Annotated in this window: 22 protein-coding genes and 1 other annotated feature; of the genes, 4 read left to right on the plus strand and 18 right to left on the minus strand. The window is 37.9% G+C overall.

Annotated features, from left to right (window positions below):
- Positions 1–4: 4 nt before the first annotated feature.
- Positions 5–1,627 (minus strand): peptide ABC transporter substrate-binding protein, encoded by a 1,623-nt coding sequence (locus ACNQFZ_RS05330; protein ID WP_458415317.1) that lies wholly within the window; start codon positions 1,625–1,627, stop codon positions 5–7.
- Positions 1,628–1,763: 136 nt separating this feature from the next.
- Positions 1,764–1,954 (plus strand) — a binding site (T-box leader).
- A gap of 101 nt (positions 1,955–2,055) precedes the next feature.
- On the opposite strand from ACNQFZ_RS05330, the gene trpS reads away from it, so the two are divergent.
- Entirely contained in the window at positions 2,056–3,039 is a 984-nt protein-coding gene (gene trpS / locus ACNQFZ_RS05335; RefSeq protein WP_458414314.1) for a tryptophan--tRNA ligase, read from the plus strand.
- A 37-nt stretch (positions 3,040–3,076) separates the two neighbouring features.
- On the opposite strand, the gene ACNQFZ_RS05340 is transcribed toward trpS, so the two are convergent.
- Both ACNQFZ_RS05340 and ACNQFZ_RS05345 read right to left on the minus strand, forming a co-directional pair.
- Positions 3,077–3,820 carry a DUF3603 family protein gene (locus ACNQFZ_RS05340; protein ID WP_458414315.1) on the minus strand — a complete coding sequence of 248 codons (744 nt, stop codon included), beginning with the start codon at positions 3,818–3,820 and terminating at the stop codon, positions 3,077–3,079.
- Between the two features lie 83 nt (positions 3,821–3,903).
- Entirely contained in the window at positions 3,904–4,113 is a 210-nt protein-coding gene (locus tag ACNQFZ_RS05345) for a hypothetical protein (protein WP_458414316.1), read from the minus strand.
- A gap of 229 nt (positions 4,114–4,342) precedes the next feature.
- On the opposite strand from ACNQFZ_RS05345, the gene ACNQFZ_RS05350 reads away from it, so the two are divergent.
- Positions 4,343–5,386, plus strand: coding sequence for an LCP family protein (locus tag ACNQFZ_RS05350; protein WP_458414317.1), 1,044 nt, complete (start codon positions 4,343–4,345; stop codon positions 5,384–5,386).
- A 59-nt stretch (positions 5,387–5,445) separates the two neighbouring features.
- Here the strand turns inward: ACNQFZ_RS05350 and fabF are convergent, their stop codons facing one another.
- The 6 genes from fabF to ACNQFZ_RS05380 form a co-directional block, all read right to left on the minus strand.
- Positions 5,446–6,684 (minus strand): beta-ketoacyl-ACP synthase II, encoded by a 1,239-nt coding sequence (gene fabF, locus ACNQFZ_RS05355; RefSeq protein ID WP_458414318.1) that lies wholly within the window; start codon positions 6,682–6,684, stop codon positions 5,446–5,448.
- 75 nt (positions 6,685–6,759) lie between these two features.
- Positions 6,760–7,692 (minus strand): beta-ketoacyl-ACP synthase III, encoded by a 933-nt coding sequence (locus ACNQFZ_RS05360; protein ID WP_458414319.1) that lies wholly within the window; start codon positions 7,690–7,692, stop codon positions 6,760–6,762.
- A 91-nt stretch (positions 7,693–7,783) separates the two neighbouring features.
- Positions 7,784–7,972 (minus strand): ComZ family protein, encoded by a 189-nt coding sequence (locus ACNQFZ_RS05365; protein WP_458414320.1) that lies wholly within the window; start codon positions 7,970–7,972, stop codon positions 7,784–7,786.
- 18 nt (positions 7,973–7,990) lie between these two features.
- Positions 7,991–8,944 carry a BMP family ABC transporter substrate-binding protein gene (locus ACNQFZ_RS05370; RefSeq protein WP_458414321.1) on the minus strand — a complete coding sequence of 318 codons (954 nt, stop codon included), beginning with the start codon at positions 8,942–8,944 and terminating at the stop codon, positions 7,991–7,993.
- A 109-nt stretch (positions 8,945–9,053) separates the two neighbouring features.
- A complete protein-coding gene (locus ACNQFZ_RS05375) occupies positions 9,054–9,962 on the minus strand; it encodes an NAD-dependent epimerase/dehydratase family protein (RefSeq protein WP_458414322.1) in 909 nt (302 codons plus the stop codon).
- Between the two features lie 92 nt (positions 9,963–10,054).
- Positions 10,055–10,798 (minus strand): alpha/beta hydrolase, encoded by a 744-nt coding sequence (locus tag ACNQFZ_RS05380; RefSeq protein WP_458414323.1) that lies wholly within the window; start codon positions 10,796–10,798, stop codon positions 10,055–10,057.
- Positions 10,799–10,937: 139 nt separating this feature from the next.
- On the opposite strand from ACNQFZ_RS05380, the gene ACNQFZ_RS05385 reads away from it, so the two are divergent.
- Positions 10,938–11,126, plus strand: a complete 189-nt coding sequence (locus tag ACNQFZ_RS05385; protein ID WP_458414324.1) for a YjzD family protein — start codon at positions 10,938–10,940, stop codon at positions 11,124–11,126.
- Between the two features lie 194 nt (positions 11,127–11,320).
- Here ACNQFZ_RS05385 and clpB read toward each other — a convergent pair whose 3' ends face one another.
- The 9 genes from clpB to argC form a co-directional block, all read right to left on the minus strand.
- Complete coding sequence (clpB, locus tag ACNQFZ_RS05390; RefSeq protein WP_458414325.1) at positions 11,321–13,930, minus strand: ATP-dependent chaperone ClpB; 2,610 nt, start codon at positions 13,928–13,930, stop codon at positions 11,321–11,323.
- A gap of 117 nt (positions 13,931–14,047) precedes the next feature.
- A complete protein-coding gene (locus tag ACNQFZ_RS05395) occupies positions 14,048–14,230 on the minus strand; it encodes a YjzC family protein (protein ID WP_458414326.1) in 183 nt (60 codons plus the stop codon).
- Positions 14,231–14,340: 110 nt separating this feature from the next.
- Positions 14,341–15,300 carry an ornithine carbamoyltransferase gene (gene argF, locus ACNQFZ_RS05400; RefSeq protein WP_458414327.1) on the minus strand — a complete coding sequence of 320 codons (960 nt, stop codon included), beginning with the start codon at positions 15,298–15,300 and terminating at the stop codon, positions 14,341–14,343.
- A gap of 1 nt (position 15,301) precedes the next feature.
- Positions 15,302–18,445 (minus strand): carbamoyl phosphate synthase large subunit, encoded by a 3,144-nt coding sequence (locus ACNQFZ_RS05405; RefSeq protein WP_458414328.1) that lies wholly within the window; start codon positions 18,443–18,445, stop codon positions 15,302–15,304.
- Positions 18,438–19,523, minus strand: a complete 1,086-nt coding sequence (locus tag ACNQFZ_RS05410; protein ID WP_458414329.1) for a carbamoyl phosphate synthase small subunit — start codon at positions 19,521–19,523, stop codon at positions 18,438–18,440. The genes ACNQFZ_RS05405 and ACNQFZ_RS05410 overlap by 8 nt, the downstream gene beginning before the upstream one ends.
- A 126-nt stretch (positions 19,524–19,649) precedes the next feature.
- Positions 19,650–20,801 carry an acetylornithine transaminase gene (locus tag ACNQFZ_RS05415; RefSeq protein WP_458415318.1) on the minus strand — a complete coding sequence of 384 codons (1,152 nt, stop codon included), beginning with the start codon at positions 20,799–20,801 and terminating at the stop codon, positions 19,650–19,652.
- Between the two features lie 15 nt (positions 20,802–20,816).
- Positions 20,817–21,596, minus strand: a complete 780-nt coding sequence (gene argB / locus ACNQFZ_RS05420; protein WP_458414330.1) for an acetylglutamate kinase — start codon at positions 21,594–21,596, stop codon at positions 20,817–20,819.
- Between the two features lie 17 nt (positions 21,597–21,613).
- Positions 21,614–22,849 (minus strand): bifunctional glutamate N-acetyltransferase/amino-acid acetyltransferase ArgJ, encoded by a 1,236-nt coding sequence (gene argJ, locus ACNQFZ_RS05425; RefSeq protein ID WP_458414331.1) that lies wholly within the window; start codon positions 22,847–22,849, stop codon positions 21,614–21,616.
- 20 nt (positions 22,850–22,869) lie between these two features.
- The gene (gene argC / locus ACNQFZ_RS05430; protein WP_458415319.1) at positions 22,870–23,907 is read right to left on the minus strand and encodes an N-acetyl-gamma-glutamyl-phosphate reductase; all 1,038 of its coding nucleotides are present in this window, start codon (positions 23,905–23,907) and stop codon (positions 22,870–22,872) included.
- Positions 23,908–24,144: 237 nt separating this feature from the next.
- Here argC and ACNQFZ_RS05435 point away from each other — a divergent pair, with 237 nt between their 5' ends.
- On the plus strand, positions 24,145–24,843 hold the full coding sequence (locus tag ACNQFZ_RS05435; RefSeq protein WP_458414332.1) for a Crp/Fnr family transcriptional regulator: 699 nt from the start codon (positions 24,145–24,147) through the stop codon (positions 24,841–24,843).
- Positions 24,844–25,083: the final 240 nt, after the last annotated feature.

Consider the following 25,083-nt stretch of genomic DNA (forward strand, 5'->3'; position numbering starts at 1 on the left):
ATCTTTAGACTTGTTTCCCTTCTATAAAAGCCCATTTAAAGCTATATCCGGGTCCGTACGGATGTTCAATCAGATTCTTAACATAATGTTTTTGAAGCACAGCCCGTCCACGTTGAAATAGTGGAGCTATAACGGCATCTTGCTTAAGAAGAATAAGTTCTGCCTCTTGTAGACTTTCAAAACGCGCCGCCAAATTATCGAGATTGGTCGTGGCATTATGCATAATACTGTCATATTTTGGATTTGAGTAATTTGTTTTATTGTTGCCGCCATTTGTGACCCACAAGTCCATAAATGTAAGCGGATCTTGGTAGTCGGGGCCCCACCCCCAAAGCTCAATATCATAATTGATCGCGTCATCAAGGGCCAGGCGCTGCTTGAATGGCTGGATGTTAATGTTGATTGAAAGGCCGGGCAGGTTTGTCTCTAATTGATTTTTAATGTATTCAGCCATCGTTCGCATTTCGTCACGGTCACTTATTAATAAGTCCCAAGTAACCTTTGGCGCTCCAGCATCATTCCAATATTTTTTCGCTTCTTGTGTGTTATAGGGAACGATATTTCCGTATTTTACTCGGAAATCCCGACCGGTTTCCGGATGTTTTACAAAATCTGTTGGGAAAAAATAATCGGCTGCAATAGAGCCGTTATTTAATAAATTTGCAACAAAAACCTCTTTATTAATGGCACGTTGCATCGCTTTTCGCTGAGCAAGCGGAATTCGTTCAACATTAAACTTTAAATAACACATCGTTGGTTCACTATAGGTTAAAAAATCAGGATGGTCCTTATAAAGCTCTACAAGCTCTGCACTTAATCCTACACGGTCGGCTTGCCCAGCCTCATAAAGATTTGTTTCAGTTGCTGCATCTTTGATAACTCTATAATTAATTTGCTTTAGTTTAACTGTTTCTTGATCCCAATAATGAGGGTTTTTAATAAATGTCCAGCCGCTTGTTTTCCAATTAGTCATGAGGAAAGGACCATTATAAAGTAGGCGATCTGCATAAAGTGCATACTCTTCTCCCTTTTCCACAACATACTCTTGTTTTTGTGGAAAAAAAGTCGGAAAAGCTGTTAGGCTGATAAAGTAAGGGACAGGAATTTCAAGCATCACTTCCAATGTTTGATCATCAATCGCCTTGACTCCTAATTCATCTACTTTTCCAAACAAAGGGTTTCCTTCCGTCATAATAGCCCCAGCGTTTTTAATTGGCTTCATTAAATATGCATATGGTGAAAGTGTATTCGGGCTTAATGCCTTTTTCCAAGCATAAATAAAGTCATTTGCAGTTACAGGAGACCCATCACTCCACTTAGCCTTTTCGTTTAGGAGAAAAGTGAGCACGCTGCCATTCTTATTTTTTTTGACAGCCTTTGCAACGCCTGGTACAGGGGTGTTATCAGGGCCAAGCCGGTATAATCCTTCAAAAACTTGATTCATAGCCACAAACGAGGCGCTATCATCAGCTTGGGTCGTATCCATTGTCGGCAATTCAGCAGACTCAAGTAGATTTAATATCTGCCCATTAGCATTTGTTCTATTATTGCCAACTTGTTCACTAGTAAACCCGCAGGCTGTTAATAATAGGATTGTCATTATAAAGGGCAAAGACTGCTTTACCATCACAACAAACCTCCTAACTCCTTCTATTAACAGTTTTTCCCTTTCGCAATTGTTTCATTCTTACTGTTTTTTGCAATGGAACTTGATTTTTATGAAACTGTTTACTATAATAAAATTCAACTTTCAAATAAATATGATGATTGCAATGAAAAAGAAAAGTACATATCTGGAAGCTTAAAGAGAGCTTGTGGTAGGTGAGAACAAGTAGTGAAAAGATATGGAATGGGCTTTTGAGCAACTGTATAAAAAGATGTTTATGAACATCTTTAAAAGTGATTCTATTTTATAGAATAACAAGGGTGGCACCACGGTCCATTCGTCCCTTACTTGCGGGATGAATGGGCCTTTTTTATTATATTTGTAATGGTATTTTTTTCCATAATTCATAATGACTTTAAAATTACAAGCTAAAAATAGGAGGAATTTTTATGGCAATAATCTTTTCAGGCATTCAGCCTAGCGGCACATTAACATTAGGCAATTATCTTGGGGCTTTGAAGCATTTTGTTGATTTGCAAGAAGACAATCAGTGTTATTTCTGTATTGTCGATCAGCATGCGATTACTGTTCCACAGGATCCAAAAGAGTTGCAAAAAAATATTCGCAACCTTGCAGCATTATACATAGCTGTGGGAATCAATCCAAAAGAGTCAACTTTATTTATCCAATCAGAAGTTCCTGCCCACGCCCAGCTGGGATGGGTCATGCAGTGTATCAGCTATATCGGCGAACTAGAAAGGATGACGCAATTTAAAGATAAATCAGCTGGTAAAGACGCTGTTTCTGCTGGTTTATTAACATACCCACCACTAATGGTAGCCGATATATTACTATATAACACCAATATTGTGCCGGTTGGTGAGGATCAAAAGCAACATCTTGAGTTGACCCGTGATTTAGCGGAGCGTTTCAACAAGAAATATGCCGATATTTTTACAATACCTGAAGTAAGTATCCCTAAAGTCGGTGCTAGAATTATGTCATTGCAAGACCCGACGAAAAAAATGAGTAAATCAGATGCTAATTTAAAAGGGTTCATTTCCATGCTTGATACAGAAAAGCAAATTGAAAAGAAAATTAAGAGTGCTGTAACAGATTCAGAAGGCATTATTCGCTTTGACAAAGAAAACAAAGCTGGGGTATCAAACCTTCTTACGATTTATTCAATCTGTTCAAACCAATCGATTGAAGATCTAGAAAAGAAATATGAAAGTAAAGGATATGGAGAATTTAAAGCGGATGTAGCGGAAGCTGTTATCGGAACATTAAAACCGATTCAAGAAAAATATTATCAATTGCTTGAGTCAGAAGAACTTGATCAATATTTAGACCTTGGCGCTGAAAAAGCAAACGAAGTCGCTTCCAAGATGATGAAAAAAGTTGAAAGTGCGATGGGCTTAGGACGTAGATAAAAATAGAAGCAAGGGGACGTAGGGGTTCCCTTGCTTCCTAATTTACCTTGGTTCCTTGTTCTAATTCCCACAGCTTTTCAAAGAAAGGCTGCCCTTTTACAAGACGTTCACAAAGATGTTCATGGCGAAATGTCCATCCAGTTTTTGTTTCGTCGTATAATTTATTCCACACATCATCAAAATCTTGCTTTTGGATTTCTTGATATTTTGTTGGATTCCATTCTGTATACCAGTACCGGATCTCAGCAGGATTACCAGTGGAATGCAGTTGATCAAGGGCCATGAATAATAATTGTTTTAATTGTCTTTCCTTGCGTGTAAGCCCCTTCATCAAATACGGGTCAGGTGACAAAATATGATATTCCTTGCTTGTCCTATGTTCAAATGTATATACGGTTGGATCAAGACTCTCGACCATTTCATAAACAAGTTGTTCTTGCCTTGGGATCAGTCTGCTTTTTCTAATTGGTATATGGTATCCTAACGTATCCACTGCCAATATGCCAATGCCATTTGTAACAATAAAACAATAATCCAATTGAATCCGTTCATGGTTTTTACGGACAAAGCTTTTTTGATAAACATCTTTTAAAAGCTGCTCGGGAAGTTCTGATAAATCATTTTCAATATAGTAGAATAGAGGTGTTTCTACCTTTATTAACGGCGTTTGGTCTAAAAGCTCAACAGTATCTTCTTTTCGCCACTCATGAAAATGACATACATTATAGCCATTTTCTTCTCCCTCGAACCAATTCACCCAAACATCGTGTAGATACAACATATTTTACCCCTCACTTCACATCACTTTATTAAAATTCAGTATAGGCAGATGAAGAGTAAATTATTCCAATTGATGCAATTAAATCAATTTTTTCCTGATGGGAAATATATACTTAATGAAATAAGAAAAATTCCCATAATAAGGAAATTGCACTCTATTTTTTTGCTTATAAATAAAAAATAATCGATATAGGAAAAACCCATTGGTATCACATTTAAATAAGCAATAACAGAAACCCCTCCTACTACAGCAAGTCCAAATCCAACTAAAAATACAAATAGCCGAATAATCATAGCCGCCTGCTCCCTTTGCTTGTCCCTTTTTATCATTTGTATGAACAAAGAATAAAAATATGTGAATAAAAAACTGGGAGAATTTTAATTATTTTTGTGTTAATATTGTAAATAGGTGTCGAATCTAGTAATCTATAAGTCTGAAAGCATTTTTGAATAAAACTCTTTACTAAATAATAAAATCAGAGTAAATTAGTTGATGTGTACTCTAGGAGAGGTGAAATTTAATATGTCTTCAACGCGCATCGAACGTAGAAAAAATATAGACCAATTAAAACGTTCAAACAAAAGGCGTCGAAAAAAAGGTCCTTTTAAAATCGGACTTATTATCCTGACTTTTATAATTGCATTGTTTGGCTATGGAATTTTTCAATATTATTCTGGTTTTATTTCTGCTTCAGGTGATGGTGAACTTCCAAATGCAGATAATAAAGCGAACGGATCCGCATTTAAAGGTGTGGAGGATTTAGAGAAAATCAATGTTTTAATTCTTGGTGTCGATTCAAAATCGGAAGAAGGCCGATCTGACACTATTATGGTTGCCCAGTATGATCCTGAAACGGGCATTGCAAAACTTGCGTCTCTTATGCGAGATTCCTATGTTTCTATCCCAGGACATAGCGATAATAAATTAAATCAAGCCTATAATTTAGGTGGACCAGAGTTAGTCCGTCAAACGATTAAAGAAAACTTTGGTATAGATGTTCAATATTACGCTATGGTCAACTTTGACGGTTTTGCCCAAGTGGCAGATATACTGTCCCCAGATGGTGTTAACATCGATGTTGAGAAAAGAATGAAATATACAGACCGTGCCGGTGGATTATATATTGATTTCCAACCTGGTTTACAAAAATTAAACGGTAAAGAATTATTAGAATATGCACGCTTCCGCCATGACGCTGAAAGTGACTTTGGCAGAGTGCGTAGACAACAACAAGTTATTTCAGCTATCAAGGATGAATTAATTAGTATAAACGGAATTTCAAAGCTACCTAAAATGATGGGTACAGTCCAACCTTATCTCGAAACGAACTTACCTTCAAAAACGATTCTAGGTTTAGCAACCAACTTTTTAATGAATAAAAAGGATATCGAAACCATTCGCATTCCAGTTGATGGATCGTTCGAAAATAAAAGCTACCGTCATGCAGGGGCTGTCTTAGAACTCGACCGGGAAGAAAATAAACAAGCTTTACAGGATTTCTTTTCTTCAACACAGGTTGTAAATAAGGATGTTAGCATGAAGGAAGTTGCTGCAGATGTACGCTAAATAAAAGATATTTTGATTATAAATAAAAGAAGCTAGTCATATAGACTAGCTTCTTTTATTTATTCATATTTCTTGAAAACAAGCGAAACATTATGTCCACCAAATCCTAAGGAATTGCTTAAAACAGCGTTGACTGTTTGTTTACGCGCCTTATTTGGAACATAATCCAGATCACATTCTGGATCAGGCGTTTCCAAATTCATCGTTGGTGGGATGATACCATCTGTAATAGCTTTTACTGAAAAGATGGCTTCAACAGCTCCTGCAGCGCCTAAAAGGTGTCCTGTTACTGATTTTGTTGAGCTTACAGGCATTTTATAGGCATATTCACCAAAAACTTCTTTCACAGCCATTGTCTCATATTTGTCATTATAATCAGTGCTGGTACCATGGGCATTCATATAATCAATGTCTTCCGGTTTAAGCCCTGCATCTTTAAGCGCCGCTTTCATCGCTCTAGCGCCGCCTTCACCACCAGGTGCAGGTGTAGTAATATGGTAAGCGTCGCCTGTCGCGCCATAACCAACAATCTCAGCATAAATTTTAGCACCGCGTGCTAATGCGGACTCTAATGATTCAAGCACAAGAATACCTGCTCCTTCTCCCATAACAAAGCCATCACGATTTAAATCAAATGGACGGCTTGCCTTATTCGGGTCAGGATTCGTTGATAGCGCCTTTGCCATACAAAATCCAGCAAACGACATATTCGTGATTGGCGCTTCAGTTCCACCAGCAATCATAATATCAGCGTCCCCACGCTCAATAACCTTAAAGGCATCGCCAATTGAGTTTGCTCCTGAAGCACATGCTGTTGTCGTACATGCATTTACACCTTTTGCACCAAGTGCAATCGATACTTGACCAGCAGCCATATCGGCAATCATCATTGGTACATAAAACGGACTTACACGACGATATCCTTTTTCAAGGAAATTCTTGTGCTGTTCTTCGTGGGTCTCCATACCACCAATACCTGAGCCAATCCAGACTCCAACTCTAGGGGCAATGTCATCCGTAATTTCTAGGTTGGCATCTTTGACTGCCATTAATGAGGCTGCAAGAGCATATTGTGTAAAGCGATCCATTCTTCTTGCTTCTTTTTTATCAAAATAATCTTCCGGATTGAAACCTTTTAATTCAGCTGCTACTTTTGCAGGAAATACTTCTTTATCTACTCTTGTCACCTCATTAACACCTGTAACCCCATTGATGACATTATTCCAAGTCGTATCTACATCAAGACCACATGGTGTAACCGCACCAAGTCCTGTTATTACAACTCGTCTGTTTTCCATAAAAGCATGACACCTTTCCATATATAATTTTACAGTAAATAATTATTCTACTAAAAAGTTTATAATTCCTGCTACTTATTTACCCCATTTTAATGCGATGGCTCCCCATGTTAAGCCGCCGCCAAAACCAACCATAACAATGATATCATCGTCTTTGATTTTACCATTTTCAAGCTCTTCTACAAGTGCGATTGGAATGGATGAGGAAGACGTATTACCATATTTATTTACAGTTTTAGACATTTTCTCTTCAGGAAGCTCTAAACGTTGTCTTGATGCTTCCATGATTCGAATATTTGCTTGGTGGGGAACAAGGAAATCTACATCTTCCTTTTTTAACCCGGCTTTTTCAATAACATTTACAGCGGATTCTCCCATTTGTCGAACAGCAAACTTAAATACTTCTCTACCATTCATAATAATGAATTCATCTTGGTATAAATGTTTGCCACCGACGCCGTCTGCGCCTAATTCGAATGAAAGGATGCCTCTCCCCTCAGAAACAGGTGCCATGACCGCTGCTGCAGCGCCATCACCAAATAATACAGCTGTATTACGGTCTGACCAATCCGTAATTTTTGAAAGTTTTTCTACCCCAACAACAAGTACATGTTTATATGTACCAGTTTGAATAAATTGTTGAGCTGTAACCATCCCATACATAAATCCGGCACAAGCAGCACCGATATCCATTGCTGCCGCATTCTTAGCTCCAATTTTATCTTGTACTATACAGGAGACTGATGGAAAAGGATGATCTGCTGTTACCGTTGCAACAAGGATTAAATCAATATCTTCAGCTGTTATTCCAGCATCAGCAATTGCCTTTTCAGCAGCAAAAACAGCCATATGGGAAGTATTGATGTCATCCTCTGCAATGCGCCTTTCCTTAATTCCTGTACGAGATTGAATCCACTCATCTGATGTATCAAGAATCTTCTCTAAATCAGCATTCGTCACTACTTTTTCAGGAAGATACCGCCCGATCCCTATAATACCAGCGTTCACTCGAAGCCACCCCTTCATTTTTTTTAAAGAATTATTACCAAATATTATGACTTGGTACTAATATTTTAAACCATTTAACTTCATTTGTCATTTATTTATTTTGATTTGCATCCGCTGTCCCAAGCTCGTACGCGTCATTCATCACTTTTAGAAGCATATCAAGCATCGGCTGCATTAAATCTAAATTTACTTCCATCCCTTTTTCCTTTAGCACTGTTTGTGCTTCCGGTAAATACTTCATCGCAATTTGCATAAATTTAAAATTTCTTTCTTGATCCATAGTTGACACCTCATTCGTTTAGTTTTTACTTGGCAACTCTCCGGTTAACTTATACACTTCAACCGCCTTCATGACTTTATTCTTAAAATTTTCCGGTACTTCAGGACTAAAATCACCTAATGAAATGACATCATTTTGAAAATCAAACGATTTAATTCCATGCTGCAGTTTGCCTGATATATAATCATTTGCAACTAGTTCGTATACCTTTTCAACATTTTGAATCGTACTTGTAAGGACAGTTGTTTCTCCTAAATCACCTTGATCATTGATATAGCCAATCGCATAATGACCGTCTTCTTTAATTGCTTCAATAATCGGAAGATTAAACGCATCACCGGCTGGATAAAAGACATCAACACCCGATTTTTCCATTTCCTTGTAAGCTTTCAAAGCTTTTTCCTTGTTACCCCAGCTTTTTGTGTAATAAACACTTGTTTTTACTGTAGGGTCCTGATACTCTGCTCCTTTAATAAACCCTTCTACTTCCGGTTGCCAATCAAAAGCTGCAATTACGCCAATATGTTTTGTCTTACTCATTTTAGCAGCAATCATTCCTCCAAAAAACCCCATGGGCTCGGATTCGAATTTTATACTAGTGACATTATCATCTGAAAAGTTCCCGTTAAAATAAACAAAATCAATCTTTGGGTAATCGTTATGTAGCTCTTCAAAAAAAGGACCGAACTCGCTGCCATGCCCAAAAACAAGGGTGACCCCTTCTTCCTTAAATTCATCTAAGGCTGCTTTAACATCACTTTTCGTTTTCAATCCTTCTTTATAAAACACATCTGCATGTATAGCTGTTTGAATTTTTAATAATCCATTATATCCCTTACTTCCCCATAACGGATCATTAATTGTATCAGGCAATAATAAACCTACTTTCGCTGGTGGGCGGATCGGACCAGCTTGTCCACAAGCCGACAACAAAAAAATTGCAGTAAAAAGTAATAAAAGAAGCTTCTTCAAAGCAAGCCCCTCCCCATCATATCCCTCTCTCTATGTACGTATCATATCTATTTTACTCTTCTAATACTAAGATGTAAAAGAATTTGAACGATTTGACAAACTAGGACTCCTAAATAAGTCCAAAGTATCTTAACCGGTCAAGATACTTACAATGCTCTTTTTGTTCTTTTATTCCGTCTGTAATGGAAGTTTGTATAAATCTACTGAACAACTGCTGACCATTCGTGTTTGGCTGTTCTAGGTTCGTATTACCTTCAACCCAATAATGATTTGTTTTGTTATTTAAAAAATTAAAGCCTTCTTTCCATTGATTTTCTTTATAGCTACTGATCAAAATGGTTTGGTTTTCCAAGGAACTATTCGGTATAAATATCAATATCTCTACTAAATCCTTTATGAATATAGCATCTTCTTGAATACAATCTAATAATGGGGAATCAACGCCCATTATAAGTTGTTGAAATGTCATCGTATCAGGCTGCCACGGACCATAGACAGTCGGAAGTTGTAAAATGAAAAAGGAAAACTTCTCATTTTGGCGACTGTACTTATAAATTTCCTTTTCCTCTTCTTGTTTGACCTTGCCGATTACATTGCGGGGACTTTGGTCCTTCCGCCCATTTTCTAGAGCAGGATTTCCCTGAAAAACCTCATATGAGGAAAGATGCACAAACTTGCAGTCTATTTGCGTACAATAATCCATTACAGCTTCCAATCTTATCTTACTTTTCGTAACTTTTACGGTAACATTATCTTCATTTACTTCATCATCTAACAGGCAATAATACAGGTAGTCACTTTTTTCTGAGAGATCCCTAAGAATTATATCCTCTACTTGTTTATTAATATATACAAATTGACTATTTCTAGAAATTTTCGCCAACTTTTGCTCTTGAAGTTTTTCATAGGCGCCACCGATGTGGTCAATGCCGATTACTTCATATTCCTCCTCCAACAGACGCTCACAAAGAACAAAACCAATAAATCCTAAAGCCCCGATTACGATTGCCTTCTTCATAAAAAGTCCCCCAACATCCTTTTTATAACATAATTATGTTTCACAAATAAAAATAGACGTTAAAAAAGAGGCTGGACAACCGTCAGCCTCAATCAAAGTAATTGTTCATGCTTTTTAAGGTGAGTAATAATATTATCTGAAATATGAAATCTCTTCTCAAATAAATGTAGTGAAAGTTCTATAGGGGCGCCTTGTTGTTTACGAAACTTCTCATATACACGGCTATGTTCAGAAGCAGGATACAGAACTCTATTTGTACAATGCCAAATTTTCACAGGGACCTTCGATGTAAACTTGCCAACATCAAAATTCTCAATGACTTCTTTTTCAATTAATTTTTCATCAATCTTATATGCAATTGTTAATTCCTTAACAAATCGTTTAAAAAATAATTTATTGCTTTTTTCAGTATGAATGAAACCCTTCAAATCAAGACAAGGGCTTAACATTGAAACAGATCTCAAGTAAGGCTCAAACTCTTCCATCAGCTTCAATACAGCAAGCGCACCCATACCTTCAGCGATAACGTGAATCTTATCATTCACGATTTCTTTACGGATCACAATTTGATACAACTGCTTTAGGAGATGAACAGCGGCGGGACTCCCCCAATGCCTGCCGAATAGGTTTGAATAGAAAATAGTGTATCCTTCATCTCTGAAACTCTCAATCATTTGAAAACGCTCCGGATTTTGAATCCAAAGACTACCAGCCTCATCTACATAATGGTTTTGGTCACCAACAATTAAGATTGCGAAACCATTTGGGCGCCGAGGAAGGTGGATCATATTCCATTGGTCGTTAATTTTGAAAAAGCGCTGATCGAGATTCATCATGTTCCCTCGCCTCTTTACTCTTGTACATACAATTCTAATGTATGTTATCTTTTAAAAAAAGCAAAGGTATTTAACCTATTTTTTTTACTGTAAATATGATAAAATAAAATCAAATGTGCTCAAAATCGAGGTGAAATAAATGCGTGTTTTTTGGACAATTTTTTGGACGTTTTTATTAAGTCAAATGCTGGTTTATGTTGTTAGCAGTATGACAGGTAGTACATACGATTTTATGCAAGGTGTTTTCCTTTGCGTTGTATTTTCAATTATCGTTATTTTCCTAGGAGAAGCAGGCGTACCGAACGAGCCTCAAGAATCTCATCATTAATTAGAAAAGCGAAAGCACCGTTTTGATAGTCGCTGGGTGCTGGAGCTAGACAATCGGAAAAAAGAGGACGAATCAATTGATTCGTCCTCTTTTTTTGTGTCCGCATAAAAACTTGCTGCGTGGTAAGCAAGTGCAGTGTCCAATCACTTTAGAAAGCAATAATCGGCTTCCGGAATTGGTATCACGTGAATATTTTATTTTCTTACGGTAATTTTCAACTCACCATCTACTACATCAATCACAGCATTTGACCCATCGCTAATATTTCCTGCAATAATCTCTCTTGCTACTTTTGTTTCGATAAAGTGCTGTATAAATCGTTTTAATGGGCGGGCGCCATATACCGGGTCAAACCCTTCATTAGCAATAAATGTTTTCGTAGCATCGGTAAGTGTCAGCTTAATTTGGCGATCATCAAGACGTGTCTGTAATTCATGTACAAGTTTATCGACAATCCCTGATATTTCATGAATGGTTAATGGCTTGAACAGAATGGTATCATCAACCCGATTTAAAAATTCCGGGCGGAAATGACGGCGCAGCTCACCTAGTACTTTTTCGCGCACCTTTTCTACGATTTGACCGCTTTCGGTCAATCCTTCTAATAAAAACGCCGAGCCAATATTGGATGTCATGATGATGACTGTGTTTTTAAAATCAACAACACGGCCTTTTGAGTCGGTAATCCTGCCATCATCGAGCATTTGTAATAATATATTAAATACTTCTGGATGTGCTTTTTCAATTTCATCCAATAAAATAACTGAATATGGCTTCCTTCTCACAGCCTCCGTTAATTGCCCACCTTCTTCATAGCCTACATAGCCAGGAGGGGCACCAATAAGCCTTGAAACAGCATGTTTTTCCATATATTCCGACATGTCTATCCGAATCATGTGCTCTTCACTATCAAACAAGCTTTCAGCTAAAGCTTTTGCCAGTTCTGTTTTACCTACCCCGGTTGGGCCTAGGAATATGAATGAACCGATTGGACGATTCGGGTCCTTTATGCCTGCACGTGCTCTAATCACCGCATCAGCTACAAGCTCTACCGCTTCATCTTGGCCAATGACCCGTTCATGTAGAATTTGATCCAAGCGGAGCAATTTTTCCCGTTCCCCTTCGACAAGTCTTGATACAGGGATTCCAGTCCAACGGCCAACAATTTCAGCCACTTCTTCTTCCGTAACCTCTTCTCGCAAAAGGCGTCCTTCTTTTTCCGATTTTGCTAATTCTTGTTCTCGTTCCTTTAACTGCTTTTCAAGAGCAGGGATTTTACCATGCCTTAGTTCTGCTGCTTTATTTAAATCATATTTTGCTTCCGCTTCTTCTAGTTCCCGTTTTGCTTTTTCAATCTGTTCCCTTAACTGCTGTAGCGTTTGCAGTTCTTTTTTCTCTTCATCCCATTTTGCTTTCATTACTCGGGCTTTTTCTTTATAATTAGCTAGTTCTTTTCTTAAACTCTCTAAACGGTCGAGGCTTGCTTGATCTTTCTCTTTACTTAATGCTGCTTCCTCAATCTCCAACTGCATCATCTTGCGAGTTACTTCATCCAATTCGGATGGCATCGAGTCAATTTCTGTCCGAATCGTTGCACATGCTTCATCAATTAAATCAATTGCTTTATCCGGAAGAAACCGTTCCGTTATATAGCGGTCTGATAAAACAGCTGCCGTCACAAGCGCCCGGTCATGGATATTGACCCCATGATGAACCTCAAATCTTTCTTTTAGGCCCCTCAAAATTGAAATGGTGTCTTCCACAGTCGGTTCTTCCACAAGCACCTGTTGAAAACGGCGATCAAGGGCAGGGTCTTTTTCAATATATTTACGATGCTCATCTAAAGTTGTTGCCCCAATACAATGAAGTTCTCCACGGGCAAGCATAGGTTTTAACATATTGCCGGCATCCATCGCCCCTTCTGATTTTCCAGCGCCAACAATCGTATGAAGTTCGTCAATAAATAATAAAATTCTACCATTGCTTTTCTTAATTTCGTTTAATACCGCTTTTAATCTTTCTTCAAATTCACCACGATATTTCGCTCCTGCCACCAGTGCGCTCATGTCTAAGGCAAATATCGTTTTATCTTTTAAACCCTCTGGAACGTCTTTACGAACGATACGCTGTGCAAGTCCTTCCACAATCGCAGTTTTACCAACGCCCGGCTCCCCAATTAAAACAGGGTTATTTTTCGTTTTTCGCGATAGAATCCGAATGACACGTCTAATTTCAGCATCACGGCCGATAACAGGATCGATTTTTCCTTTTCTTACATCCTCCACCAAGTCACGTCCGTATTTTTTTAAAGCATCATAAGTAACTTCCGGTGTCGGACTTGTAACTCGTTGGTTGCCACGCACTTCTGAAAGCACTTTTAATAATGATGCTCGATTAAAACCAATGTGGCTAAAGATTTTAGCTATTTCCGTTGTTGGTTTTTCATCAGTCATTGCAAGTAACAAATGCTCAACAGAAATATATTCATCCTTTAGATGGGCTGCTTCATCCTCAGCACGGACCAATAAGGATTGCAGTCTTTGTGTAATATATACTCCACTCGATTCAGCACCCGAGCCCGAAACCTGGGGCAGTTTATTTAAAGCTTCTTCAGTCAGCATAAGCGTTGTTTTTGCGTTTATGTTTAATTTTTGTAAAATACTAGAGGTAATACCATCTTCTTGATTAATTAATGATAAAAATAAATGTTCCACATCTACTTGCTGATGTCCTTTTCTTACCGCAAGTGATTGGGCGTTAACAAGGGCCCCCTGCGTTTTTTCCGTCATTTTGTTCATATCCATAAGAAATCCTCCTTATCAATAGGATCTGTTTGACCAATTTTGACCTATATATATTATAGGACATTTTTAGGAAAAAATACAAGAAAAAACCGCCTGAAACATCAGGCGGAAAATTAATTATTTAAATTTGCTTTTATATGTCCACTTACGGTTATGGTTTGAGTTTTCTGGAAAAGTGTCCCCTGCTTCAAGCTTAACCGATTGAGGATTATTGACGTTTGATCCGGTTTCACCGATTTCTACATAGATACCATTATTTGGTGCCTTTTGGCCGGCACGGAATTGACGTGGTTGACCCATGATAAAAACCTCCTTGGATTTAAGGTTCAATCATAGTTTATCCGAATTACGTTAAACCATACAAAAGGACTTCCTCATTTTTTCACGAGAAAGTCCAAAATCCTGTACCTTTATTTATTTAATAATCCTAAAATTAACGCTTTTTGTACATGCAGACGGTTGCCCGCTTCTTGGACGACAACTGAATGAGGGCCGTCAATGATGTCAGCTGTCACTTCCTCACCACGGTGTGCAGGCAGACAATGCAGGAAGGAGTAGTCAGCTTTTGCATGCTGCATTAGTTCTGCATTTACTTGGTAAGGCTGAAGCTTTTCAATTCTTTGAGCTGCTTCTTCTTCAAAGCCCATACTTGTCCAAACATCTGTATAGATGAAGTCAGCTCCTTTTACAGCTTCGACTGGATCCTGCATGACCTCAATAACAGCACCTGTTTCCTCCGCAATCTTTTTAGCAATCTCCACGATTTCAGCTTTTGGTTGATATTCTTTTGGACAAGCAACAATACAATCAACACCTACTTTTGCAGATCCAATCATTAGAGAATGGGCAACATTATTACCATCGCCAACGTACACTAGTTTTTGGCCTTTTAAGCTTCCCTTTATTTCATAAATTGTCATTAAATCAGCTAAGGCTTGGCATGGGTGGAAATCATCTGTTAAGGCGTTGATAACAGGAATCGTTGCATGCTTAGCTAATTGTTCAACCCTTTCATGTTCGAACGTCCGAATCATAATAATATCATTGTACTCTGACAATACTTGAGCTGTGTCAGAAATCGGCTCTCCTCTACCTAGCTGCGAATCCTTCGTGCTTAGGAAAATCGCGTGCCCACCTAATTGTGTCATGCCGGCTTCAAATGATACACGTGTACGTGTGGATGATTTTTCGAAAATCATGACCATTGTTTTTCCTTTTAATACATCTAAATGCTGGCCATTTTTATGCATTTTTTTTAGCTCAACTGCTGTATGAATCAAATCAAGAATTTCTTCTTGTGTTAAATCAATTAATGTCAATAAGTCTTCTACGTGTAATTTTGGTGCGGCGATTCCAGCTGTTGTATTCACCTTATACCACTTCTTTCTTTAAAGTATTTTTTGAGAGCCAATCTTGGATAGAATTTACATTAAAACTACTTTCTCTAAAGCCTATTAAAAATCCTTCTACTGTTTCCCATTCCGTAAAAATATGAAGGCGATATTTTAATGCTAATTGGCGTTTTTCAGATTCCAAATCCGTTTTTTCTTTAGATAAACTAATGAGCGCCAATGCTTTAGGGCTTTGCACCCATTTTCGATAGTCTTTTTCCGAAGCAATTGTTAAACCAGCATCACCAATTAAGCCACTTATATATTCGATATAGTCAGGGTCTAATTCACTGTCATCGATAAAAATTTCATTTTTATTTTTCGATTTTTGTTGATTCCAATGAAAAACTTTATAGAAAGCTTCCTGCTTTGTTTCTGCAATGGCAATACCCTCACCAGTTGATTTCATTTCCGGGCCTAGGATTGGGTCAAGTCCAGCCAGTTTTATCGTTGAAAATACTGGATACTTGATTGTGATATAAGGACGATCCGGTAACAGTCCTTTTTGATCTGTAACCTCGCTTAAGTATTTCCCAAGCAATAATTTTGTCGCAATTTGGATGACAGGAACACCAGTTACCTTACTTAATATTGGCACTGTTCTGCTGGCCCTTGGATTAACTTCCAAGACATAAACGACTCCATTTGCTAGAACGAACTGGATATTCATAATTCCTTTAAAATTAAGCTCAACTGCTATTCGCTTTGAATACTCAGCCATTAACCCTTTTTCTTTTTCTGAAATTGAAACAGAAGGTAAAACAGCTGTGCTATCACCTGAATGTACACCCGCTTTTTCGATATGTTCGATAATCGTCGGAATTAAGATATCTTTCCCGTCTGTTAATACATCCACTTCTGCTTCTTTCCCCGCTACATAAGCATCAAGTAAAATTGGGAAGGAAATTTCCGTATTATTATCATTTATTAATTTTTCAAATTCCTTCTCATTCTTTAGGATAATCATCCCTTTACCACCGATTACATAGGATGGCCTTAGAAGGATTGGAAAACCAATTTCTCCGGCTTTTTCTTTTAATTCATCAACATTTAATGCTGTTTCACCCGGTATATGGGGAACATCTACTTTCTTGAGGAGCTGATAAAAACGTTCACGGTCCTCAAGTTGGTCAATGACATCTTCACTTGTTCCGAGAATGTTAACTCCGGCCTTTTCTAATTGTGAAACTAAGTTGATGGCCGTTTGTCCACCAAACTGAACAATCACATCATTTGTTCCTTCAACTTCGAGGACATTTAAGACATCCTCCAATGTTAAAGGCTCAAAATATAAGCGGTCAGCCATTTCATAATCGGTGCTTACAGTTTCAGGATTATTATTGATCATGATTGTTTCAAAGCCTTCGTCTTGAAGCGCTAAAACCCCGTGGACGGAGCTATAATCAAATTCGATACCTTGACCGATGCGGATTGGACCAGAGCCGATAATGCAAACTTTTTTCTTATCGCTCTTTTCAACCTCACACTCACCAAAATAGCTTGAATAATAATAAGGTGTATTGGCCTCAAATTCAGCGGCACATGTATCAACCATTTTATATGCTGCATGTATATTGAAACCTTTTCTTAAACAGCGGACTTCATTCTCTGGTACATTCCATACTGTTGCCAAATAGGAGTCTGCGAAACCATACTTCTTGATTTTTTTCATGAATTCTTCCGTAACGTTATCAATTGTAAAGTCGCCAATTTCCTCTTCCATCTTAATCAAACGTTCAAAACAAGTGAGGAAAAATGAATTAATTTTCGTCTCTTGTTCAATACTTTTTATATCAACGCCTCTTCTAATAAGCTCTAGGATAGCAAAGAAACGGCGATCATCTGCATTTTTAACAATAGACATAAGCTCCTCTTGCGCCATTTTTTGGGTGGCAGTATGCTTTAATCCATTTGTGCCAAGTTCTAATGAGCGAACCCCTTTTTGCAACGCACTTTCGAGATTTCTGTCAATAGCCATGACCTCTCCTGTTGCCTTCATTTGCGTCCCTAGCACGCGATTGGCATTCGGAAACTTGTCAAACGGCCAACAAGGAAATTTAACAACGACATAATCTAACGCAGGTTCAAAGCTTGCATAGGTGTGACCAGTCACAGGATTTAATAATTCATCTAATGTAAATCCGAGGCTTAATTTAGCAGCAATTCGGGCAATTGGATAGCCGGTTGCTTTCGATGCAAGTGCTGAAGAACGACTTACACGAGGATTAACTTCGATTAAATAATAATTTTTGCTTACTGGGTCTAACGCAAATTGAATGTTGCAGCCGCCGATAATGCCAAGTGCACGAATAATTTTTACAGAAGCACTTCGAAGCATTTGAAATTCAACATCTGTTAATGTTTGTGATGGTGCAACTACGATTGAATCACCTGTATGAATGCCAACTGGGTCTATATTTTCCATATTACAAATCGTAATACAAGTATCATTCGCATCACGCATTACTTCATACTCGATTTCCTTAAATCCCGCGATGCTTCTTTCAATTAAACATTGGGTAATCGGACTCGCATCAAGACCACTGCGTACTAGGTCGGTGAAAGTCTCAAGATCATTGGCAATTCCACCGCCAAAGCCTCCTAAAGTATAGGCAGGACGAACAATAATCGGAAATCCAACTTTTTCAGAGAAGCTAATCGCTGATTCAATATCCTCAACGATTTCACTTTCAGGTACCGGCTCATTAAGTTCGTGCATAAGCTCACGAAATGCTTCACGGTCTTCTCCTTTTTTAATTGAATCAATTGGAGTACCTAAAAGCTCAACATTGTATTTTTCCAAAATCCCATTTTCATGAAGAGAAAAAGCTAAGTTTAAACCTGTTTGCCCCCCAAGAGTGGCTAATATTCCATCCGGTTTTTCTTTCACGATTATTTTTTCGATTGCTTCCACTGTAAGCGGCTCAAAATAAACAGCATCTGCATTTGCTTCATCTGTCATGATGGTAGCAGGGTTGTTATTGACTAAGATGACGCGGCAGCCTTCTTCCTTTAATGCTAAACAGGCTTGCGTTCCGGCATAATCAAACTCGGCTGCTTGCCCGATTACAATGGGACCTGATCCGATTACTAGTACTGTCTGGATGTCATTAGATTTAGGCATAAATTTTTTCTCTCCTTACACTATTCATCAAGCCGACAAAATCAGTAAATAGCCATGAACTGTCATTAGGTCCCGGATGTGCTTCAGGATGGAATTGAACAGATATAATCGGCAGGCTCTCATGAGTCATTCCTTCCACAGATTTATCGTTTACATTTAAATAAGTTGCTGAAAAACCGGTCCCTTTTAAACTGCTTTCATCAACTATAAATGTGTGGTTTTGTGATGTCATAAACACTTTTTTCTTTATTAAATCAATAACAGGCTGATTCGCTCCACGATGACCAAACTTTAATTTCTTGGTACTTGCACCAAACGCTAGACCAAGTAATTGGTGTCCTAGGCAAATAGCTAATGTTGGGTATTTTAAAACCAACTTTTTAATAATAGGTAAATAGAACGTCAGTTGCATTGGATCACCAGGTCCATTTGACAACATGATTCCATCTGGTTTTAACGCTTCAATTGTTTCGTATGGAGTGTTATATGGAACAACTGTTACTTTACAGCCAACGTGGTTAAGAGAAGTAACAATTGACTTTTTATAACCGAAATCAATTAATACAACATGAAAAAGACCCGTGCCATAGCTTTCAATTTTTGTCGTCGAAACTTCCTTCGTTAACATTTTCTCTTCAATTGGGGTATATTTATCAAGCGTTGCCTGCTCTGGGTCTAACACCATTTGTCCACCCATTACACCTGTTGAACGAATCCTTTTTACAACTGCTCTTGTATCAACATTCGCTAACATTGGGATATTCCATTTTTGTAAATATGCACTTAACGTACTTACTGCCTCGTAATGATGGCTTTCTATACTCCATTCACTAACAATAACCCCTGAAACATGTGGAGCCACACTTTCAAAGTCAATTTCATTTATCCCATAATTTCCGATTAACGGATAAGTAAATACAACGATTTGTCCTTTAAAGGAAGGATCAGTTAGAACCTCTTGGTAACCCGTCATCCCTGTAAAAAATACCACTTCTCCCTCCAGTGGTTTGGACGGTATTTGGCCAACCCAGTTTCCCTCGAACAGATCACCGTTTTCTAAAACTAGATAACCTTTCAAACTCTCGCACCCCCGTGTCGTATAATTATTACAAATTTAGTATTTTTATTCATAGATACTTAAAAATATGCAGCCTTAGGCTATAAGGCTACTATATTTTGCAATATGCCAAGCTGTTTTTATTTTTTAGTTAACAGCATAGGCTTGTAGCGTTTTTGATAGGATGTTTACAGCTTGATCTATTTCCTCATAGGATACAGTTAATGGAGGTAATAATCTTATCACCTTTGGTCCTGCTACTAAAACAAGTAAACCTTGTTTATGAATCTCTGCAACGATCTTTCCAACTTCTTGGTCACATTGAACACCAACAAGCAAGCCTTTCCCTTTTACTGCTTCAACAGTAGGTACATCAGCTAACTGCTCCTTTAATTTTTCCATTAAATATTCGCCTTTTTTAGCTGCTTCTTCTAAAAATTCCGGTTGGAAGATTTCCTCCAATGTTGCCTTTGCAGCAGCCATAGCTAGCGGCGTTCCGCCAAAGGTTGAGCCATGAGTTCCGGCGCTAAACGTGTCCTTTAAATGCGCCTTACCAATCATCGCTCCAACAGGAAAGCCACTTCCAAGCCCTTTTGCAACAGTAATGACATCCGGTGAAAGATTTGCATGCTGATAAGCAAATGCTTTACCCGTTCTTCCTATGCCGGTTTGCACTTCATCAATGATGAATAATGCGCCAAATTTTTCACATAATTCCTGACATTTTTTCAAAAATGCATAATCGCCGGCATTTACTCCGCCTTCGCCTTGAATCACTTCCAGCATGATGGCAGCTACATCATCACCCATTGCCTCTTCCACTGCTTTTTCATCGTTGTATTGTACATAGACAAACTCTTGCAGTAATGGGCCAAAGCCTTTATGGATTTTTTCCTGCCCTGTTGCTGCCATTGTTGCAAACGTTCTGCCATGAAATGAATGCAAGAATGTAATGATTTTATGTCTACCTGTATGCTTTCTTGCCATTTTAATCGCAGCTTCATTCGCTTCCGCACCACTATTACAGAAGAATACATAGTCACCACATGAATTTTGAGTAAGCAACTCTGCGACAGCTTCTTGATGGCTTGCTTGAAATAGATTGGAAACATGCCATACTTTGTTCAACTGCTCTTCCAATGCTTTTTGCACTTTAGGTGGTCTATGCCCCAAATTGCAGACTGCGATTCCTGATACAAAATCTAAATATTCTTTGCCATTTTTATCAGTTACCTTTGTTCCTTGACCTTCAACAATTTCAATATCCCAACGAGCATAATTTGGAAATAATCCCACGATTTTCACCCACCAATTTTATAATGAAGGGACATTTTCTTTGACAATTTTTGTCCCAATAATTTGTCCATCGTTTACAATTTTAGTATCTTTTCCATTTACAATGATAACTTCCTGTAAGTCACCTGTTAGCGAATCAATCGCTGCTTTGACTTTTGGAATCATCCCTCCATAGATGGTTCCGTCTTCGATTAAAGCTTCAATCTCTTTTGGGGAGATTTCATCAATGATTTTACCGTCTTTAAGTATGCCTGGAACATCTGTTACAAAAAGAAGTTGTTCGGCGCCTATTGCCTTGGCAACCGCCCCTGCAGCTGTATCGGCATTGATATTATAACGCCCGTCGTTATCATCAACCCCAATTGGTGCAATAACAGGAACAAAGCCAATTTCCATTAATTCTAATACAAAGCCAGCATTTATACTTTCAATTTCACCAACATAGCCTAGTTGTTCGAGATTGATTGGTTTTGCTTTTAAAAGTTGACCGTCCACACCTGCTAAACCAATTGTTTTCACACCAGTTTTCTGAAGTCTGCCAACGATTGATGTATTTACTTTCCCTGCTAATACCATTTCGACAACTTCCATTACTTCCGCCGTTGTTTTTCTTAACCCATTAACGAAGACAGTTTCTATATTTAAGGAGGCAAGCATCTCGCCTATGGCAGGTCCGCCCCCATGGACGATGATTGGCTTTTTGCCAAGCTTTACAAGGTCACGAATACTTTCAAAAAATGCATCGCTTAGCTGTTCTAATGTACTGCCACCACATTTTATTAAAATAATATTCTTCAAGATTGGCACCTTCTTTATTACGATCTATAACTAGCATTGATGCGAACATAATCATAAGACAAGTCACAACCCCATGCTTTTCCTTTTCCTTCAGCAAGATGAAGATTTACTTTAATAACGACTTCTTTACCTTTTAAATAATTCATTGCATCTTCTTCTGAAAACGGAATCGGCTGTCCCGCTTTGAGCATTTGAATATCACCAATAAAGACATCTACTAAATTCGGGTTAACTTCAACACCCGTGTAGCCTACTGCGCAAATAATTCGGCCCCAGTTTGCGTCTGCACCGTGCACAGCGGTCTTTACTAATGAAGAGCCCACAACGCTTTTTGCAATCTTTCCGGCATCTTCATGGGACAATGCGCCTTCAACTTGAACTTCGACCAACTTTGTAGCCCCTTCACCGTCTCTTGCTATTTCTTTTGCTAAATCTTCACAAGCCATTTGTAATGCTTGATAGAATAGTCCCCATTCAGGGTGTGCCGGTGTTAATGGTGCGTTTCCAGCTAATCCATTGGCGATAACTAGCACCATATCATTTGTTGATGTATCTCCATCTACCGTAATGCGGTTAAAGGTTTGATTTGTAATTTCACTTAACGCTTTTTGCAGGTCTTTTGTTTCAATATTTGCATCGGTAGTAACAAATCCAAGCATCGTTGCCATATTTGGATGAATCATCCCTGAGCCTTTTGCTGCTCCAGCAACCGTGACCGTCTTGCCGTTTACTACGATTTGATAACATGTTGTTTTCGGAACAAGGTCGGTTGTTAAAATAGCTTTACTGAAAAGTTCGCCGCCTTCAATAGTAGGAACTGGCGCCAACTGTTCAATACCTGCTGATATTTTATCCATTGGCATTAGTTCGCCGATGACACCTGTTGAAGCAACAGCCACATAATGGTCTTTTAAAGAAAACTTTTCTGCCACTTCTTTTCTTATTCTAGAAGCATCATTTTCTCCTTGCTCTCCCGTACACGCATTGGCATTGCCACTATTACAAATAATTGCTTGTATTTTTCCTTCCTTAGCAATGCTATCTTTCGTAATTTTTAGAGGTGCTGCTTGAAATGCATTAAGCGTATATACTGCTGCACAACTCGCTGGAACTTCACTAAGAATCATTGCTAGATCTAATTTGTCTTTTTTACGAAGATTTGCTTCGATTCCAATCGCACTAAATCCTTTTGGACTTGTAACAGAACCTTGATTAATCTTCTTGATACCACTCTCTTGCCCCTCTAAAATCACTTTTGTTCTCTCCTTTGTTTTTACGGATAAACAGGAACAAAATGTAGCCCTGTCATTTCATCTAATCCCATCATAATATTTAAATTCTGAATCGCTTGGCCTGCTGCCCCTTTAACAAGATTATCGATTACGGAGACGACCATAATACGTCCTGTTCTTTCATCATATGATAAACCTATATCGCAATAATTTGATCCATACACCTCTTTTGTTGAAGGAAAAACACCTTTAGGGCGAACTCTAACAAAAGGTTTATTCTTATATGCTTCTTGATAGATTTCATGCAACTGATCAATGGTTATGTCATTTTTAGCTTTTCCATAGATGGTCGCCATGATTCCCCTCGTCATTGGTACGAGATGGGTACTAAATGTGATCGGCCGGATTGCCTTATTCCATCTATTTAATGTTTGTTCAATTTCCGGAATATGCTGATGTTGATTCACTTTGTATATTTTGAAGTTATCATTCATTTCGGTAAAATGGCTTGATGCTGATAGTGACCGCCCCGCTCCAGACATCGCCGACTTCGCATCAACAATAATTGAATCTTCCATTATAAGTTCTTGTTGAACTAAAGGTGCCAATCCAAGTAAAACAGATGTTGGATAGCAGCCTGGATTTGCAATCACGCTTGCATTTGGTATCTCTTCTTTAAACCATTCTGGCATCCCATACACAGCGGCCTCCAATGTCTCTTTTGGAGCTGCCGGCTTTTTATACCAAGTCTCGTAATCTTCTATTTTTTTCAAACGGAGGTCTCCTGATAAATCGATGACCTTTAAACCGTGATTTACTAACTCCGGTGTTAGTTTACTAGAAATCCCTGATGGTGTTGCTAAAAATACAAGATCTACATTTTCAGCCATTTTTTCAGGATCGATTTCTTCTAAATTATTATTTACGATTGTAATTAGATGTGGGTAACTTTCAATGTATGGCGTTCCTTGCTGTGACGAGGAGTGCAAAGATACGATTTCAACCTCAGGATGCTGATTTAATAATCGAATTAATTCCGCTCCACCATAACCTGTTGCCCCTACGATTGCTACTTTCATCATTGTCCTCCTATTCACTAATTCTTTGAAATTAGTATTTATTATATAATTGCATAAAAATAAAAGCAAATGTATTTTTATAAATTTTTCAATATTTTTTATTAGCGATAATTTTGAACATACTGTGAACAATACTAATGAGTGTGAAATCCATCACACCTATCTTATGCAATGAAAACTATAATCAAATACATAGAATAGAAAGTGTTTGTTCAATTTATGGGGGGTTCCGATAATATGCTTACTGAATTTTTGAAGGGAATCGTTTTTTTTAAGGATTTGCCCGATCATTTAATCAACGCTTTAGCTGCAAAGGGAAAGACAGCTGCCTTTAAAAAAGGTGATTATATATTTCATGAATCAGACGAATCAAAAGCAATTTATTTTGTTAAAAGCGGCATTGTTAAAATAAAAAAGATAAACCCACAAGGGAAAGAGCTAATTGTTTGTATTAAACGATCAGGAGATATTTTTGCGGAAGCTTCATTATTTTGTGAGCCGGGTACGATATACCCTGGGACGGCACAAACAATTACAGATGCAGAGGTAATGTTTCTGCTAACATCGGATTTGGAAGAGGTCATTTCCATTAACCCTGACCTTTCCATTGAAATGATTCGCTTTATGGGCGGCCAGTTACGTTCATTTACTTCTATATTAAGAGACATCGCATTATTAGATGTATATGGAAAAACTGTAAAAACTATCGAAAGACTAGCACGTGAATTCGGGAGCAAAACTACAAGTGGTGTAAAAATTGAACTTCCTTTATCAATCCAAGAATTAGCAAATATTATTGGGTCCACTCGTGAAAGTGTAAGCCGTGTACTTTCAAAGCTTAAAGAACAGGATTTAGTTTCAATGGACGAAAAAAATATCATTATTAATAATTGGTGTGATTTTTGCCAAATGTTTATCGAACAAGCGGATTATTAAAATATTTCCTACTGAGGTTGATTTCAAAGGAATCAACCTCTTTTTATTGTGTCTAAAAATTTTATAAAAAAAAGAGCACTTTCCAGTACTCAAAATAAGGGGGTTAGGAATTTGGAATGTTTCCTCATTTCCTCATATATGTAACCACTATGTGGTTATCATGCATTTAAATTACCAAATCATCGTTACTGATAATTATTGTATATGTTTTGAGTAAAAATAAGTGTGAACTACATCACG

The organism is Schinkia acidoalkalinis, assembly GCF_054301215.1.